The sequence below is a fragment of the Mesorhizobium sp. SP-1A genome (assembly GCF_032460275.1).
In the GTDB taxonomy this organism is placed as follows: domain Bacteria; phylum Pseudomonadota; class Alphaproteobacteria; order Rhizobiales; family Rhizobiaceae; genus Mesorhizobium.
Window position 1 is genome coordinate 155,681 of record NZ_JAVXZD010000003.1, and the last position, 16,208, is coordinate 171,888.

Here is a 16,208-nt window from a genome sequence, read left to right on the forward strand (position 1 = left end):
GCGATGCTGCGCTTTCCGAATCCGAGAACAGGCATCCCCAATCGGAACCAGGCGAGGAGACCAATGCCCTTGAGGAGATACGCCGTCGCGGCGCTTGCCGTCCTTTGCGCCAGTCCGGCTTTGGCCGACGGTGCGGTGCAGAAGCTGATCACCAAGGCAGACAAGGCGCGGCTCGAGAACTACGAGACGACGCGGCGCGCCGCTCTGGATGAAGCGAAAGCCGGCCAGCCCGGCGACGTGAAACAGTTGAACGCCGTGCTGAAACGGCCCCTGGTCCCCTTTTCGGACAAGGACCTTACCGGCAACTGGCAATGCCGCACCATCAAGGCCGGCGGCATCAGTCCTCTCGTCGTCTACGGCTGGTTCAGATGCCGGGTCACCGACGACGGTTCCGGCTGGATGCTGACGAAGACGACCGGCTCGCAACGCACCACCGGCCGCCTCTATGACGACGGCGACAAGCGCGCGATCTATCTGGGCTCGTTCAGCGTCAACGCCGAGCCGACCAGGCGTTACGGCGCCGGACCGGAGACCGACCAGGCCGGCTACGCGTTCCGAACCGGCGCCGATGCCTGGCGCATAGAGTTCCCCGCGCCCCATCGCGAATCCAGGCTCGACATATTGGAACTGAAACGCTGAACCTGCGGCAGGAGAGAAAACTTTCCCTGCCAATGGCCTTCCATTTTGCGACATCCCGTCACGTCGCTTTTGAAGGCGCGCGCGTCGTCCCATGAGAAGCGGGCGCGCAATGGTTGCGGCAATGCTCGATCCAGTGAGGAGACCGAAATCATGGCCGATCTGATCGTCGTCTATTGGCGCGATATTCCTGCCCAGGTGATCGTGAAGAAGGGGCGCCAGAGCGCCAAGCGCGAACTGTCGCTGCGCTTCACCGAGGCCATAGACATGGCGGCCATGCGCTCCGGCGCCGCCGAGACCGACGCCTATCTCGCCGAATGGCGAAGGGCGGACTCGGTCCCGGTCGGCGACGAACTGGAAACCGAAGCTGAAAAAGCCGCAGGCGAGCTGGAAGCCCGTTACGATCGGGAGCGGCTGGTGGCGCTGGCAAAGGCGGGCGGCCGGGAAAATGTCTGATATCCAGCCGAAATCCACCTCCGCAGCGGGTGCGGCCAGTTCCGCGCCGGAGACGATCCCCCCTGCAGCCACAGGCTCGGTGACGCAGGCCACCATGGTCAAGAAGACGGCCCCGAAAAGCGACTACAAGCCGGCGGACGTGTCGCCGCAGCGGCGCGTGCAGCGCTCCTATTCGGTGCGCCTGTGGTCGATCCGCCACTCGAAGCTGCTGGAATGGTTCTATGCGCGCTTCGCCGATGCGTTCCTGATGCTTCACCCGCTGTGGAAGGGCATCGGCTATGGCCGCGTCGAGGCACCGGTGAAATTCGTCGAGAAGCGCGTGAAGGGCTTCATGTTCGACTGCCGCATGTGCGGCCAGTGCATCCTGTCCTCCACCGGCATGTCCTGCCCGATGAACTGCCCCAAGCAGTTGCGCAACGGCCCCTGCGGCGGCGTGCGCGCCAACGGCAACTGCGAGGTGGAGCCGGATATGCCCTGCGTCTGGGTGAAGGCATGGGAAGGCTCGCGCAACATGGTGAAGGGCGACGCCATCCTGAACGTCCAGAAGCCGGTCGACCAGTCGCTGCGCGAAACCTCCGCCTGGCTGCGCGTCACAGCGCAGGCGGCAGCCCAGCGCGAAGCCGGCAAGCCGGGAGCCTCCGCATGACCTCCGCCCGCCCGCCCCAGCGCGACGAGAACCCGGCCGGCATCGACCTGCCGCTGGAGCCCCAGCCCGGCCATTCTTCGCGCGGCCGCCTGGAGCGCGTCCTGCGCCGCGGCGAGTTCGCCGTGACCACCGAACTCAACCCGCCGGACAGCGCCGACCCGGAGGACGTCTACAACCGCGCCAAGATATTCGACGGCTGGGTGGACGGCATCAATGCCGTCGATGCCTCCGGCGCCAACTGCCACATGTCCTCGGTCGGCATCTGTGCCCTGCTGACGCGCATGGGCTACGCCCCGATCATGCAGATCGCCTGCCGCGACAAGAACCGCATCGCCATCCAGGGCGACGTGCTGGGCGCGGCCGCCATGGGCGTGTCCAACATATTGTGCCTGACGGGCGACGGCGTGCAGGCCGGCGACCAGCCCGGCGCCAAGCCGGTTTTCGATCTTGACTCCATGTCGCTGCTCGAAACCGTCCGCATCATGCGCGACAACGGCAAGTTCCTGTCCGGCCGCAAGCTGACGACGCCGCCGAAGGTCTTCCTCGGCGCGGCCGTGAACCCGTTCGCGCCGCCCTACGATTTCCGTCCGATCCATCTCGGCAAGAAGATCGCCGCCGGCGCGCAGTTCGTGCAGAGCCAGTATTGCTTCGACGTGCCGATGTTCCGCACCTTCATGCAGCGCGTGCGCGATCTCGGCTACGACGAGAAGGTGTTCATCCTCGTCGGCGTCGGTCCGCTGGCCTCGGCCAAGACGGCCAAGTGGATCCGCTCCAACGTGCCCGGCATCCACATCCCGGACGAGATCATCAAGCGTCTGGAAGGCGCGCAGGACCAGAAGAAGGAAGGCAAGCAGATCTGCATCGACATCATCAACGAAGTGAAGGAAATCCCCGGCGTCTCGGGCGTCCACGTGATGGCCTATCGCCAGGAGGAATATGTCGCCGAGATCGTCGATGAATCGGGCGTCCTCAAGGGCCGCAGGCCGTGGAAGCGTGAAGTCCGCCCGGACGACGCGCTGGTGGCAGAGCGTCTGGACCACATCCTCCACGACGACAGGACCGAAACGCAGGTAGACATGGTCAGGGAAGCGCACTGAGCGCCGGCTTGATAGACATTGGATAACGATATAAAGAAATCTTTATATCACTACGGAGAGATTTATGACCCGCACCATCGTCGCTTCGGCGACCCGTGAAATCGTCATCGGTTTCGACCAGCCTTTCTGTGTGATCGGCGAGCGGATCAACCCGACCGGCCGCAAGAAACTGGCCGCCGAGATGATCGAAGGCAATTTCGAGACGGTGAAGAAGGATGCATTGGAGCAGGCCGCGGCCGGCGCGACCATGCTGGACGTCAATGCCGGCGTCACCGCCGTCGATCCCAACGCCACGGAGCCGGCATTGCTGGTGCAGACGCTGGAGATCGTGCAGGGCCTCGTGGACCTGCCGCTTTCCATCGACTCCTCCGTCACCGCCGCTATCGAAGCGGGTCTCAAGGTCGCCAAGGGCCGCCCGCTGGTCAACTCCGTGACCGGCGAGGAAGAGAAGCTGGAAGCCATCCTGCCCCTGGTGAAGAAATACAACGTGCCGGTGGTGGCCATCTCCAACGACGAGACCGGCATCTCCATGGACCCCGACGTGCGCTTCGCCGTCGCCAAGAAGATCGTCGAGCGCGCCGCCGACCACGGCATTCCCGCCCATGACATCGTGGTGGACCCGCTGGTGATGCCGATCGGCGCGCTGGGCGACGCCGGCCGCCAGGTCTTCGCGCTGCTGCGCCGCCTGCGCGAGGAGCTGAAGGTCAACACCACCTGCGGCCTGTCCAACATCTCCTTCGGCCTGCCGCATCGCCACGGCATCAACGGCGCCTTCATCCCGATGGTGATCGGCGCGGGCATGACCAGCGCCATCATGAACCCCTGCCGTCCGCAGGAGATGGAAGCCGTGCGCGGCGCCAACGTGCTGGCCGGCACCGACAAGGACTGCATGACCTGGATCAAGACCTACAAGGACTACAAGCCGGGCGAACATGCCGCCCCGGCCCCGGTCGCCGTCACCGCGCCTGCCGGCGACGGCGCCGCCGCCCCGGCCGGCCGCCGCCGCGGCGGTCGTGAAGCCCGCATGGCGAGAGGCTAGCCTCACCGGAGAACGATGTGCCTGACGACGTTCATGCAGTTCCGCCCGGTCCGGACCGGTCGGCCGGGCGAAAGCTTTCGGCCCGGGGCGTCGTCGGCACGATTTTCCGCCTGAGACACAGAACTGGATTGAGATCGTGGCCTGCCCTTTGGGTGGGCCGTGTCTCGTTTCGCAAGACGGTCGCTGCGCTAGGGATGGCGACCATTGCCGCGCCGCCAGCAGGGAAATCCATCCGGGCGTTCGCGGTCGCAAGGAGTGCCTGAAATGAACTCTCCCGCCAACATCACCGATCCGTTGGTCCTGTTCATGCCTTCGGGCAAGCGCGGGCGTTTTCCCGTCGGCACGCCTGTCCTCGACGCCGCGCGCCAGCTCGGCGTCTATGTGGAGAGCGTGTGCGGCGGGCGCGCCACCTGCGGCCGCTGCCAGATCGAGGTGCAGGAAGGCAATTTCGCCAAGCACAAGATCGTCTCCTCCCTCGACCACATCTCGCCCAAGGGGCCCAAGGAAGAACGCTACGAGCGCGTGCGCGGGCTGCCCGAAGGCCGCCGCCTCTCCTGCTCCGCCACCATCCAGGGCGACCTCGTCGTCGATGTCCCGCAGGATACGGTCATCAACGCGCAGGTGGTGCGCAAGGCGGCGGTGGAGCGCCACATCGACCGCAACCCGGCGGTGCAGCTCTGCTATGTCGAGGTGGACGAGCCCGACATGCACAAGCCGCTCGGCGACCTCGACCGGCTGAAGCTTGTGCTGGAAAAGGACTGGGGCTGGAAGGACCTGCTGATCGCCCCGCACCTCATCCCGCAGGTGCAGGGCATATTGCGCAAGGAGAACTGGGGCGTCACCGTCGCCATCCACCGCGACATGGATTCCTCGCGTCCCTTCATCATCGGCATGTGGCCCGGCCTCAAGAACGAGGCCTATGGCATTGCCTGCGATATCGGCTCCACCACCATCGCCATGCATCTGGTGTCGCTGCTGTCGGGCCGCATCGTCGCCTCGTCGGGCACGTCCAACCCGCAGATCCGCTTCGGCGAGGACCTGATGAGCCGGGTATCCTACGTCATGATGAACCCCGACGGGCGCGAGGCCATGACCAAGGCCGTGCGCGAGGCCGTCAACACGCTGATCGGCAAGGTCTGCGACGAGGGCGGCGTGAACCGCCACGACATCCTCGACGCGGTCTTCGTCGCCAACCCGATCATGCACCACCTGTTCCTCGGCATCGATCCGACCGAGCTTGGTCAGGCGCCGTTCGCGCTGGCCGTCTCGAGCTCGCTGCAATACTGGGCGCATGACCTCGGCATCGACATCAACCGCGGCGCACGGCTCTATACGCTGCCTTGCATCGCAGGCCATGTCGGCGCGGATGCCGCCGGTGCGGCGCTGTCTGAAGGCCCTTACCGCCAGGATCGCATGATGCTGCTGGTCGATGTCGGCACCAATGCCGAGATCATCCTTGGCAACAGGCAGCGCGTGGTGGCGGCCTCCTCGCCCACCGGCCCGGCCTTCGAAGGCGCGGAAATCTCCTCCGGCCAGCGCGCCGCGCCCGGCGCCATAGAGCGCGTGCGCATCGATCCCGACACGCTGGAGCCGAAGTACCGCGTCATCGGCGTGGACAAATGGTCCGACGAGGAAGGCTTCGAGGAGGCCGCCAAGGCCACCGGCGTCACCGGCATCTGCGGCTCGGCCATCATCGAGGTTGTGGCGGAGATGTATCTCAGCGGCATCATCTCGGAGGACGGCGTGGTGGACGGCGCGCTTGCCGCGAAGTCGCCGCGCATCATGCAGAACGGCCGCACCTTCTCCTACCTGCTGCGCGACGGCGAGCCTCGCATCACCGTCACCCAGAACGACGTGCGCGCCATCCAGCTCGCCAAGGCCGCGCTCTATGCCGGCGTCAAGCTTCTGATGGAAAAGCAGGGCGTCGAGCATGTCGACCTGATCCGCTTTGCCGGCGCCTTCGGCTCCTTCATCGACCCGAAATACGCCATGGTGCTCGGCCTCATTCCCGATTGCGATCTGGCCGAGGTCAAGGCGGTCGGCAACGCTTCCGGCACCGGCGCGCTGATGGCGCTTCTCAACCGCGACCACCGCCGCGAGATCGAGGACGAAGTGCATCGCATCGAGAAGATCGAGACGGCGCTTGAGCCGCATTTCCAGCAGATATTCATCGACGCGATGGCCTTGCCCAACAAGGTCGATCCCTTCCCGAAGCTCGCGGAAGCCGTCAAGCTGCCGCCCCGAAAGGTGGTCTCGGAAGAGGATGCGGCGAGCGATGCGGCACCACGACGGCGGTCGCGCGAGGAACGCGCCGCGCGGCGCGGCAGGACTTAGCAGCGGCCAGCCTTGTAGGCAGGTCGAGGCGGCAATCGGCGCGCGCAACCGGCCGAAATCGCAAACCGCCAGGGAGCGCACGGTCACGAGACCGTGCGTTGCCCTAGCGTCATCGTTGACTTTTAGGTCCGTGAACGAAATCGTGAACCGGGAGGCAAAATGCTAACCGGCTCAAAGCCGTTCATTGTCACATGCCTAGTTTGCAAAGCCGTCTCGTCGCCTTCATGCTCCGTCACACGCGCAAGAAAGCGTTCGCCAGTCCCGAAAACCTGCAGCGCTGGATACGTCAGGCGCGAAAGCGCCAGAGCCATCTGCCGCCGGCCGCGCTGGCGAACCGGCTTGCCATCGGCCAGGGCACGATGAACGGCTTTCCGGTCTACGAGATCGCGCCGAAAGACGGCGCCGCCAAGCGGATTCTTTACCTCCACGGCGGCGCCTATGTCTTTGAAATCACGTCCTATCATTGGGCGTTGATCGCCGAGATGGCCGAGCGCCTCGGCTTCGGCGTGACCGTGCCGATCTACCCGATCGCGCCGGAACATGATTTCCACGACATGTTCGGCATGGTGGCCGACGTCTATCGCACAATGCTGGAAGACACGTCCGCCGGCGACATCGTCTTCATGGGCGATTCGGCCGGCGGCAACATGGCCGTGGTCCTGACCATGATGATGGCCGAGCAGGGCATCCCCGCTCCGGCTCGCCACGTGCTGATCTCGCCCGGCCTCGACGTTTCCCTGGCCAACCCGGACGTCGTCGAGAGGGCGCGGCTGGACCCCTGGCTCGACATTCCGGGCGGGCTCGAAGCCATCCGCCTCTACGGCGCCGGCATGGACCGCACCGACTGGCACATCAGCCCGCTCTACGGCGATCTTTCGGTGCTGCCGGCAACCCTGCTGCTGACCGGCTCCCACGACCTGCTCTCGCCCGACAACCTCATCTTTGCCGAAAAGGCACGCGCGGCCGGCGTCGACGTGGAACTCGTCTACGAAGAAGGCATGTTCCACGTCTGGCCGCTGATCCGCATGCCGGAGGCGCGCCGGGCCCGAAGCCGCATCGTGTCGTTCCTGGAGGACTGGGCAGCCATGCCGAGCCCCGTGCGTAGCCCGCTACCGGCCAAGGGCAGTTCGAACATCTCGCCTTGTCCGGACGCGTCCCGGATCTGTCGAGATAACCGCTCCCGGCCGGTTGCGATCTCTCCGCTCCGCTCAGAACCTGCCGGTTTCGCGGAACCCCTCGAAGGTGGCCCGGATATGGTCGGCGGCCGCCTTGACCGGCGCGCTGGCGTCTGAGGTCACCACCATGGCCAGGCTGTAGGTGCCGATATCGGGCATCCCGTCCTTGGGTCCGAGTTCGACCATGTCGCAACCGAGAAACGATTTCGGCAGCGGCGCCACCGCAAGATCGGCCATGATGGCGGCGCGCTGGCCGGCCGTATGCGCGCTCATATAGGCGACCCGATAGTTGCGCCCTTCGCGCCCAAGGGCTTCGAGCGCACCGGCCCGCCAGGCGCAGCCCTCCTCCCAGAGCGAAACCGGCAACGGTTCGCGCAGATGCGCGCAGCCGCCCTTGGCGCCCGCCCACACGATCGGTTCGGTCAACAGCACCTCCGCGCCCGCGGCGCTGGCCTTGTAGGAATTGGTGAGCAGCGTGATGTCGAGCGCCCTGTCGTCCATGCGCCGGCGCAGGTTGATGCTCTGGTCGATGACCACGTCCACGGCAATGGAAGGGTGCGACTGCGCGAAGCGCTTCAGGATATGCGGCAGCACCCGCTCTCCATAATCGTCCGGCGAGCCGAGGCGCACGACGCCGGAAATATCAGGCACGATGAACTTGGACACCGCCTCGCGATTGATCGCCAGCAGCCGGCGCGCATAGCCGAGCAGCATCTCGCCGTCCGTGGTCAAGGTCACCGAGCGCGCGTCGCGCACGAACACCGAGCGGCCGAGTATGTCCTCCAGTTTCTTGATCTGCATGGAAACGGCCGACGGCGTGCGGAACACGGCCGTGGAGGCTGTCGTGAAACTGCCGGTTTCGGCGATGGCCACGAAGGTGCGCAGCACATCGAGATCAAGCAGCGGCAGAGGATGGTTGAGGGGAGCGTTCATCGGAACCTGCTTTCAATTTTTCTGATGAAAACGATCATTCCATTTCGTTTGATTGAACCTGAAACAGGTCTCATAGTCAACATCGTCGAGACGGCCTCCTGCCAGTCCCTGACCTCCGGAGAGGTTCGGGCCACCAGCGCAAGCACAAGCCGGCACGACACCCGCAACGATCCATTCGACCAGCAAAGGAGAAGGACATGTTCATCCTGTCATCCATCGGTCGCATCGCGGCCGAATTTGCCGCCACCCGCGCACGCTACCGGACCCGGCGCATGCTGAGCGCGCTGCCTCTCGAGATGCAGAAGGACATCGGCTGGCCTGAGGCTTCCTGCGAACCGGCCCGCAATGGCCGCGCCGCGCCCGTCGCCTGCGGCTGACGCGGCATCCCGTCCCGCCGTGGCGGGGCCTTCAGCCATGCCGCCGCTGCATGGCGCGCATGAAACTACTGCATGGCGCAAGTATCCGGACGCTAAATACTTGTAAGAGATCGGGAATCCGGCGGGAAAGGCGGCATGTCGCAGTAGCGGTGTCGCTTTTTCTATCAACCGCTTCGTTTTTGCGCTGAGGTTCCGGTCCGAATGTACCTATATGCACGCCAGCAAACGAGCTGCCCCACTCCATAGCGCGAAGGCGACCCGTCTGAGCAACCGATTGGAGATAGACATGAAGCTCTTCGCACGCCTGTTCGCCCGCCGCGACACCAACCTCACCACCGCGCTCGAGCGCCAGCGCCTGGCAAAGACCATGCCCGGCCAGACCGGTGCCATCGCCGCGGCTCGTCTGGGCATCATCGCCTGACCGGCATTCCGCCCGTTCCGCCGAGCCCGGCCAGTCTCCGACTGCACGTCGGCATCGAGCGCCGGGCGGCCCCTTTTTGAATTTTATAGACCGACGGCGCGCAGCCAAAAGCCGCGCGGCGTCAGTTGTCGATTTGCGACCCTTCCGGCCGGACATGTCGCAAATTTAATCCGACTGTGACCGGCGGAACGATTGACACGCCGGGATTTTCCTGATGACGCTGTGCTGATAGCGACATTCTGTTCGCGTCATGGCCGCGTGAGGATTACCCGTGAACGCCACAAAGCATCCGATCAAGCGATCGTTTGTGTTTTTCCTCGTCCCCGATTTCACCATGGTCGCATTTGCGACAGCGCTGGACCCGCTGAGGCTGGCCAACCGCACTTTGGGCTATGAAGCCTACAAATGGCGCCTCGCCAGCCTCGACGGCAAGCCGGTAAGGGCCTCCAACGGCGTCGAATGCACGGTCGACACCACGCTGGAGGAAGAGCGGCGCAAGATGGCCGGTCCCGACCGTCCCTCCATGGTGGTCGTCTGCACCGGCATGCATGTCGACAAATATCACAACAAGTCGGTCTTTGCCTGGCTGCGCGAGGAGTACAATCGCGGGGTGGCCGTGGGCGGCCTCTGCACCGGCGCCTATCTGCTCGCCAATGCCGGCCTGCTGTCCAACAAGCGCTGCGCAATCCATTGGGAAAACCTGCCTGGCTTCCAGGAGGCTTTCCCCAAGGCGAATGTCTTCGCCGACCTGTTCGAGGTGGACCAGAACGTCTACACCTGCGCCGGCGGCACCGCCGCGCTGGACATGATGCTGAAGCTGATCGGCGACGATTTCGACGAGAATCTGGTCAATCGCGTCTGCGAACAGGTGCTGACCGACCGCGTGCGCAGCCCCACCGACCGCCAGCGCCTGCCGCTGCGCGCCCGCCTCGGGGTGCAGAATTCCAAGGTCCTCACCATCATCGAACTGATGGAGGCGAACCTTGCCGAGCCGCTTTCGCTGCTCGAGATCGCCGACCACGTCGATCTGTCGCGGCGGCAGATCGAGCGCCTGTTCCGCACCGAAATGGGGCGGTCCCCCGCGCGCTACTATCTCGAGATCAGACTGGATCGCGCCCGGCACCTGCTGCTCCAGTCCTCCATGCCGGTGGTCGAGGTGGCGGTGGCCTGCGGCTTCGTCTCGGCCTCGCATTTCTCCAAATGCTACCGCGAGCTTTATGCTCGCTCGCCGCAGCAGGAGCGCGTGGACAGGAAGCAATTGCTGGCGGCCTGACTCCTGAAGCAGACCGAAAAAGAAAGGCCCGGACGCTGCCGGGCCTTTTCAGTTCGTATTCGCAAGCCCGCGCGGCTCGTCAGCTCCGCGGCTTGAGGTTCTCCGGATCGTAGAGCGGCTTGTAACCGACGCCGGCCACCTCGACCGGATAGGTCTCGGCGAAATATTCCACGTTCAGCTTGCGGCCTTCCTGGGCATAGGCATGAGGCAGGTAGGCGAGCGCGATGTTCTTGCCGATGGTCGGGCCATAGGCGACGGAGGTCGTGTAGGAACGGCGGCCGAGTTCGTCGACCAGCACCTCGCCGGTTTCCGGATCCATCACCGGCAGGTTGCCGACCGGAAAGCGCTTCACGCCGTTCCTGTCGGTGTTTTCCGTCATCACCAGCGTGCAGAGCATCGCCGGTTGATGGTCGCGGGCCTTGTATTCCAGGTGCTTGGCCTTGCCGCGGAAGTCCGCGTCCTTGACCTTCGGGCGGGCAAGGTCGCTCTCGATGAGGTTGTACTGGGTGAGAAGATCGGCATTCTGCAGCCGCAGGCTTTTTTCCATGCGGCGCGAATTGGCGTAGGTCTCGACGCCGAAGGCCATCACGCCCGTCGCCCGCAGCGCATCCCAGACGGCGAGGCCGTCCTCGTACTTCATGTGCAGTTCCCAGCCCTGCTCGCCGACATAGGAAATGCGGAAGGCAGTGACTTGTCTGCCGGCGATCTCGACCTGCTTGATCGCGGCGAAGGGAAAATTCTGCGGATCGAGCCCGGCCGGATCGGCGACCACCTTCTTCAGGTTCTCGCGGGCGTTCGGGCCCCAGATGCCGATGGTGATGAACTTTTCCGAGACGTCGGTGATGGTGACGTCCAGGCCGCGATCTTGCGCCACGCGCTTCATGTAGTGGAAGTCGCGCGGGCCGGCGTCGGCGCCGTTCACGAGGCGGCAGCGATCGGCCATGCGGAAGACGGTGAAGTCGGCACGCACCATGCCCTCGTCGTCGAGGAAGTGGGTGTAGATGCCCTTGCCGATATTGTTGTCGCCGCCGATCTTTGCCGCACAAAGCCATTCGAGAAGCTCGACATGGTCGGGGCCTTCGATATCGACCATGTGGAAGTGCGACAGGTTGACGATGCCGCAATCCTCGCTCATGGCCAGATGCTCGGCGTTGGAAACGCGCCAGAAATGGCGATTGTCCCACTCATTCTCGCGCACAGGAACGCGGTTGCCGTATTTTTCGAGCAGGTGCTCGTTGGCGGCGTAGCCATGCGCGCGCTCCCAGCCGCCGAGTTCCATGAAATAGCCGCCGAGTTCCTTCTCGCGCTCGTAGAACGGCGAGCGCTTGACGCCGCGGCCGCTGGCATAGGGTTCGCGCGGATGCACGGCCGGGAAGTAGATTTTCTGGGCGGCCTCGAAGGTGCGGCCCTCGATGAATTTTTCCTCGAGCTGGTGCGGGTAGAAGCGGGCGTAGTCGATCGAATTATGGTCGATCTCGGTGCGGCCGTCCGTCATCCAGTCGGCGATCAGCTTGCCGTAGCCGGGCCCGTCCTTGACCCAGATGCCCACGCAATACCAGAGGCCCCGGACCTTCTGGCTCTCGCCGCAGGACGAGCCGCCGGCAGCCGAGACCTGCAGGAGGCCGTTGAAGGAATGGCTTTCGTTGTAGCCGAGTTCGCCGAGGATCGGCGTCAACTCCATGGCGCGCTCCAGCGGCTCGAGGATCTGCTCCATCTCGAGGTCGCGCTGCGACGGCGAAAGCCGGGCCTGATCCTTTTCCAGGATGTCGCGCGGGTGGCACAGGCGCGGATTGGTGGTCTCGTAATAGCCCCACTCAATCTGGCCGCCCTCGGTGGTCTTGGGGTCGCCGGTGTCGCGCATGTAGGCCGAGTTGCCCTGGTCGCGCAGCAGCGGCCAGCCGATTTCCTTGCCCGTTCCTTCGAATTCGTTGTACGGGCCGAAGAAGGTCAGCGGGTGGTCGACCGGCATGACCGGCAGGTCCTCGCCGACCATTTCCGCGATCAGGCGTCCCCAGATACCGGCGCAGACGACGACATGATCCGCCATGATCGTGCCGCGATGCGTGACGACGCCCTTGATGCGACCGTTCTCGACGATCAGCGACTGGGCCGGCGTGTTGGCGAAGGCTTGCAATTTGCCGGACTTCTCGGCCGCGTCGACCAGCTTGCCGGCGACCGTCTGCGAGCGGGGTATGACAAGGCCGGCGTCGGGATCGAACAGGCCGCCCATGACCATGTCTTCCTCGATCAGGGGAAACTTCTCCTTGATCTCGGCGGGCGTGACCAGATGCGCGCGCGTGCCGAAGGCCTTGGCCGATGTCACCTTGCGCTTGATCTCTTCCATCCAGGCGTCGTCGCCGGCGCGGGCGACTTCCAGACCGCCGATGCGGGCGTAGTGCCCCATCTTCTCGTAGAAATCGATGGAATAGAGCGAGGTCCAGCACGACAGGAAGTCATGGCTGGTCATGTAGCAGAAGTCCGAGGCGTGGGCCGTCGAGCCGATGTCGGTCGGGATTCCCGACTTGTCGATGCCGACGATATCGTCCCATCCGCGCTCGATCAGATGATGGGCGATGGAGGCGCCGACGATGCCGCCAAGCCCGATGATGACGACCTTCGCCTTTTCAGGAAACCCTGCCATTGCCCATGACTCCGAGGTGATTTTCGAGGCACACTATAAGGCGGCGCAGGACGATTGCAGCCTGTTTGCGACATTCGCAAAATACCGAGCGACCAAAGCGCGGCAGGCGGCTTTGCGGAGCCCGCGCCGCAAGGCGCGGGCAGCCCGCGGGCATTCCGGACCCCTAAACAGAAAAGGCCGGACGATCCGGCCTCTCAGATCCGTCATGCGTCCGCACGGCCTACTTGATGCGGCCGATTCCGCCGCTGATCTCGACCGTTTCCGTGCCGGTCAGGGCTTCCAGGTCGCCGTTCGGCATGGTGACGAAGCACCCCTTGGGACAGAATTCGGCGGTCTCGCCCGCGGCGAGCGACAACTCGGTCTTCGAACCGCCCTCGGTCACCACCAGAGTGCGCGGCTGCGAATCCTTGTTGACCGCGCTCGCGGCCAAGGCACCTCCGCCCGCCGCAAGGAGGAGCGCACCAGCGATAAGAGATTTCAGCATTGCCGATCCGGTGCTTTCCACCGCCCCTGTTGCTCGCCTGGGCATCAGCCCGACGTCGGAGCTTATAGGAGAACGAAGCTGAACCGCAACTGAATGCCACATTCATGCCGCAATCGCCTGTGGGCGGCGCCGTGTTCAGCCCGGGTCGGGCCGGCGGCGGCGGCGCCCTGCCCGCTTGCGTTCGGCCTCGGCCTTCGCCTCCTCAAGCTCGGCGTGGACCACTTCCGCCTTGTCGTCGTCGATCGGCCAGGCCTCAGGCTTGGGCGGCGTGACGGCCGCGCGCGGCGTCGAGGGAATCTCGATCCCGGCCTTGCCGAAAGCCTCCAATATGCCGAAGCGGATGTCGTTCTGCACGCCGCCGCTGTTCAATATGTCGGCCAGGAACACCCTCACCTCGAATTCCAGCGCGGCGGGGCCGAAATTGACGAACTGCACGAAAGGCTCGGGATTCTTCAGCACGAGCGGATGCGCCCGCGCCGTCTCCAGCATGATTTCATGCGCGTGCCGCGCGTCCGAACCGTAGGCAATGCCGACCTTGATCTCGACGCGGCCGAGCTTGTTCCTGTGCGTCCAGTTGCCGACCGCGTTGTTGATGAGCTCGGAATTGGGCAGGATCACCGACTGGCGCTGGAAAGTCTCGATCTCGGTGGCGCGCACGCTGATCTTCTTGACCGTGCCCGAAACCTGCCCCGCCACGATCCAGTCGCCGACCTTGAACGGCCGTTCGGCAAGCAGGATCAGGCCCGAGACGAAATTCGAGACCACGTTCTGGAGGCCGAAACCGATGCCGAGGGAGAGACCGCCGGCCACTAGAGCGAGATTGGAAAGATCGATGCCGGCGGCGGAAATGCCCACCAGCGCGGCGATCGCCACGCCGGCATAGCCCACCACCAGCCGGATCGAGTTGCGCACGCCGGCGTCGACCCGCCCGCGCGCCATGACGGACCCGTCGAGCCAGCCCTGGAACCAGCGGGTCAGAAAATAGCCGACGAAGAAAACGACGATGCCCGACAGGATGCCGGTGAACGATATCGTGACGGAGCCGATGCTGATGCCCGTCGCCAGCTTGTAGATCCAGGTTTGGATGTCGCCCGGCTGGAAGCCCCACATGAACAGGATAAGCGGCAGGAAAACCAGCACGATCATCAGGTTGATGGCCATGCTGACCGCCAGGCCGAGCTGGTCGAGCGTGGTGTCTTCGAGGCTGGTCCGGTCGGCCAGCCAGCGGCCGATCGTGGAGCCGCCGAAGCCGCCCTCTTCACTGACGGCACGCGCCGAGAGGAAGCCGATATAGGCCGTGATCAGTATCGTGCCGGTGATGACGACCTGCAGCGAGACGAAAATGGCGAGCCCGATATAGCCGAGCAGCGCAGCCCCGATGGTGAACAGGCCCAGCCCGAAGGCCAGATAGCGCAACCAGGCGGGCCAGGGGCGCCAGACGCCGAGATGCGTGCGGAACGGCCGGACCAGCCCCATCAGGATCAGGATGATGCCGACCACCACCGCGGCCATGAAGCTTCTGGCGATGGTGAGGGAAAGCGGCGAGCCCATCTGCTCGTTGACCACCCCCAGGAAGCTGTTGACGCTGATGACGACGGCCATCGCCGTGGACAACCGCACCAGCCAGCGGGCCGGCGTGGATTCGACGGGGATCAGCCGCCAGTTCGGAAGCTTCGGCGAGAGCGCGCTGGTGACCAGCCGGTTGACGCAGAAGGTCACCATGATCAGCAGCATGAAGGCCCTGATGAAGGTGCCGATGTCTCCGCGCAGCACGCCGTAATAGTCGAAGAAGAAGTAGGTGGCGAAGAAGAACACGCCGAGCGCCAGCGAGGGCAGCAGCGTCGACCAGAAGGCGACGGAAAGCCGGCTCAGATAGGACGGATCCTCGACGTTCGGATCCGGCTCGAAGATGCGCCCGAACAGGCGCCTCCCGCCGAGCAGCAGCACCGCGGCGGCGGCGAGCGCCATCGCCGTCGCCGCAAGCACGGCCTGGAACTTGTACTGGAACGCGAAGGACAGCCACGACGCCAGCGCGGCATAAAGATTGGTGAACTCCGTGCTCGCGTCGGTCACCACGGCGCTGCCGAACGAGTCGACGAGTATGTAGCGCTTGGTCAGCACGTTGCGGAAAAGCTCGCTGCGCATCGTGGCGATCTTGTCGATCAGGCCGCTGATGCGGATCGACAGCGTCTGGGCGGCAGCGATCGCCGCGTTGATCTCGGCCTTTTCCGTCGCCAGGCCCGCGCGTTCCTTGGAGACGATCTCGGGTTCGGCCGGCTGGCCTTCCGCAGGCGGCGCCCCGAGCTGTTCCAGCCGGGCGTTGATCTCGCTCATGCGCGGCCGGAACGCCACGCCTGCGGCGAGCGCCTGGCGCGACAGCTCCTCCAGTTGCAGCCGGATGTCCACCAGCTTGGCGTCGTCGTCCGCTTCCTGCTGGATGCGCTTTTCCAGGTCGTCCGTCTTCGCCTTCAGCCCCTGCAGCACCCTTTGCTGGTCGGCCACGACGGCTGACGGAGCCGGAGCCGGCGTGGCGGCCTGCTGGCTCTGTGCGTTGGGCTGGGTCTGCTGCGCCCGCGCCGCCGGCATCGCCGACGTCACGGCGACGAGGACCAGAAACAGGCGAAACCAGCGAATCGACATGCGAAAATCCCGAACCGGCCGAAGCGGCCGCGAAAGCCCCGCCATTGATAGAGTCG

At 64.9% G+C, this 16,208-nt stretch carries 14 protein-coding genes; 10 read left to right on the top strand and 4 right to left on the bottom strand.

Annotated elements, in window-relative coordinates:
- Nucleotides 1–63 precede the first annotated feature (63 nt).
- The 7 genes from QU595_RS15735 (at nucleotide 64) to QU595_RS15765 (ending at nucleotide 7,500) form a co-directional block, all read left to right on the top strand.
- The gene (locus QU595_RS15735; RefSeq protein ID WP_315923552.1) at nucleotides 64–639 is read left to right on the top strand and encodes a DUF4893 domain-containing protein; all 576 of its coding nucleotides are present in this window, start codon (nucleotides 64–66) and stop codon (nucleotides 637–639) included.
- 150 nt (nucleotides 640–789) lie between these two features.
- Entirely contained in the window at nucleotides 790–1,092 is a 303-nt protein-coding gene (locus QU595_RS15740) for a virulence factor (protein WP_315923554.1), read from the top strand.
- Nucleotides 1,093–1,186: 94 nt separating this feature from the next.
- Nucleotides 1,187–1,738, top strand: a complete 552-nt coding sequence (locus tag QU595_RS15745; protein WP_410000520.1) for a methylenetetrahydrofolate reductase C-terminal domain-containing protein — start codon at nucleotides 1,187–1,189, stop codon at nucleotides 1,736–1,738.
- Nucleotides 1,735–2,835 carry a methylenetetrahydrofolate reductase gene (locus QU595_RS15750; protein ID WP_315923558.1) on the top strand — a complete coding sequence of 367 codons (1,101 nt, stop codon included), beginning with the start codon at nucleotides 1,735–1,737 and terminating at the stop codon, nucleotides 2,833–2,835. Before QU595_RS15745 ends, QU595_RS15750 begins: the two co-directional genes overlap by 4 nt.
- Before the next feature lie 64 nt (nucleotides 2,836–2,899).
- Nucleotides 2,900–3,874 (top strand): methyltetrahydrofolate cobalamin methyltransferase, encoded by a 975-nt coding sequence (locus tag QU595_RS15755; protein ID WP_315923560.1) that lies wholly within the window; start codon nucleotides 2,900–2,902, stop codon nucleotides 3,872–3,874.
- A gap of 264 nt (nucleotides 3,875–4,138) precedes the next feature.
- On the top strand, nucleotides 4,139–6,208 hold the full coding sequence (locus tag QU595_RS15760) for an ASKHA domain-containing protein (protein ID WP_315923562.1): 2,070 nt from the start codon (nucleotides 4,139–4,141) through the stop codon (nucleotides 6,206–6,208).
- A gap of 191 nt (nucleotides 6,209–6,399) precedes the next feature.
- Entirely contained in the window at nucleotides 6,400–7,500 is a 1,101-nt protein-coding gene (locus QU595_RS15765) for an alpha/beta hydrolase (RefSeq protein ID WP_315923564.1), read from the top strand.
- On the opposite strand, the gene QU595_RS15770 is transcribed toward QU595_RS15765, so the two are convergent.
- Nucleotides 7,417–8,316, bottom strand: a complete 900-nt coding sequence (locus tag QU595_RS15770) for a LysR substrate-binding domain-containing protein (RefSeq protein WP_315923566.1) — start codon at nucleotides 8,314–8,316, stop codon at nucleotides 7,417–7,419. The genes QU595_RS15765 and QU595_RS15770 overlap by 84 nt on opposite strands.
- A gap of 197 nt (nucleotides 8,317–8,513) precedes the next feature.
- On the opposite strand from QU595_RS15770, the gene QU595_RS15775 reads away from it, so the two are divergent.
- The 3 genes from QU595_RS15775 to QU595_RS15785 all read left to right on the top strand — a co-directional run bounded on the left by QU595_RS15775 (nucleotide 8,514) and on the right by QU595_RS15785 (nucleotide 10,387).
- Nucleotides 8,514–8,693 (top strand): hypothetical protein, encoded by a 180-nt coding sequence (locus QU595_RS15775; RefSeq protein ID WP_315923568.1) that lies wholly within the window; start codon nucleotides 8,514–8,516, stop codon nucleotides 8,691–8,693.
- Between the two features lie 286 nt (nucleotides 8,694–8,979).
- On the top strand, nucleotides 8,980–9,114 hold the full coding sequence (locus QU595_RS15780) for a hypothetical protein (protein ID WP_315923570.1): 135 nt from the start codon (nucleotides 8,980–8,982) through the stop codon (nucleotides 9,112–9,114).
- A gap of 334 nt (nucleotides 9,115–9,448) precedes the next feature.
- On the top strand, nucleotides 9,449–10,387 hold the full coding sequence (locus tag QU595_RS15785) for a GlxA family transcriptional regulator (protein ID WP_410000521.1): 939 nt from the start codon (nucleotides 9,449–9,451) through the stop codon (nucleotides 10,385–10,387).
- Between the two features lie 79 nt (nucleotides 10,388–10,466).
- Here the strand turns inward: QU595_RS15785 and QU595_RS15790 are convergent, their stop codons facing one another.
- The 3 genes from QU595_RS15790 to QU595_RS15800 all read right to left on the bottom strand — a co-directional run bounded on the left by QU595_RS15790 (nucleotide 10,467) and on the right by QU595_RS15800 (nucleotide 16,152).
- Entirely contained in the window at nucleotides 10,467–13,028 is a 2,562-nt protein-coding gene (locus tag QU595_RS15790; RefSeq protein ID WP_315923574.1) for an FAD-dependent oxidoreductase, read from the bottom strand.
- A 220-nt stretch (nucleotides 13,029–13,248) separates the two neighbouring features.
- Entirely contained in the window at nucleotides 13,249–13,512 is a 264-nt protein-coding gene (locus QU595_RS15795) for a hypothetical protein (protein WP_315923576.1), read from the bottom strand.
- A 135-nt stretch (nucleotides 13,513–13,647) separates the two neighbouring features.
- A complete protein-coding gene (locus tag QU595_RS15800) occupies nucleotides 13,648–16,152 on the bottom strand; it encodes a mechanosensitive ion channel family protein (RefSeq protein WP_315923578.1) in 2,505 nt (834 codons plus the stop codon).
- Nucleotides 16,153–16,208: the final 56 nt, after the last annotated feature.

Excerpts from the sequence above, each read along its gene's own strand:
- QU595_RS15750 (WP_315923558.1), top strand. The coding sequence starts at position 1,735 with ATGACCTCCGCCCGCCCGCCCCAGCGCGACGAGAACCCGGCCGGCATC.
- QU595_RS15740 (WP_315923554.1), top strand. The coding sequence starts at position 790 with ATGGCCGATCTGATCGTCGTCTATTGGCGCGATATTCCTGCCCAGGTG.
- QU595_RS15800 (WP_315923578.1), bottom strand. The coding sequence starts at position 16,152 with ATGTCGATTCGCTGGTTTCGCCTGTTTCTGGTCCTCGTCGCCGTGACG.
- QU595_RS15760 (WP_315923562.1), top strand. The coding sequence starts at position 4,139 with ATGAACTCTCCCGCCAACATCACCGATCCGTTGGTCCTGTTCATGCCT.
- QU595_RS15765 (WP_315923564.1), top strand. The coding sequence starts at position 6,400 with ATGCCTAGTTTGCAAAGCCGTCTCGTCGCCTTCATGCTCCGTCACACG.
- QU595_RS15785 (WP_410000521.1), top strand. The coding sequence starts at position 9,449 with ATGGTCGCATTTGCGACAGCGCTGGACCCGCTGAGGCTGGCCAACCGC.
- QU595_RS15775 (WP_315923568.1), top strand. The coding sequence starts at position 8,514 with ATGTTCATCCTGTCATCCATCGGTCGCATCGCGGCCGAATTTGCCGCC.
- QU595_RS15735 (WP_315923552.1), top strand. The coding sequence starts at position 64 with ATGCCCTTGAGGAGATACGCCGTCGCGGCGCTTGCCGTCCTTTGCGCC.
- QU595_RS15755 (WP_315923560.1), top strand. The coding sequence starts at position 2,900 with ATGACCCGCACCATCGTCGCTTCGGCGACCCGTGAAATCGTCATCGGT.
- QU595_RS15745 (WP_410000520.1), top strand. The coding sequence starts at position 1,187 with ATGGTCAAGAAGACGGCCCCGAAAAGCGACTACAAGCCGGCGGACGTG.
- QU595_RS15770 (WP_315923566.1), bottom strand. The coding sequence starts at position 8,316 with ATGAACGCTCCCCTCAACCATCCTCTGCCGCTGCTTGATCTCGATGTG.
- QU595_RS15795 (WP_315923576.1), bottom strand. The coding sequence starts at position 13,512 with ATGCTGAAATCTCTTATCGCTGGTGCGCTCCTCCTTGCGGCGGGCGGA.
- QU595_RS15780 (WP_315923570.1), top strand. The coding sequence starts at position 8,980 with ATGAAGCTCTTCGCACGCCTGTTCGCCCGCCGCGACACCAACCTCACC.
- QU595_RS15790 (WP_315923574.1), bottom strand. The coding sequence starts at position 13,028 with ATGGCAGGGTTTCCTGAAAAGGCGAAGGTCGTCATCATCGGGCTTGGC.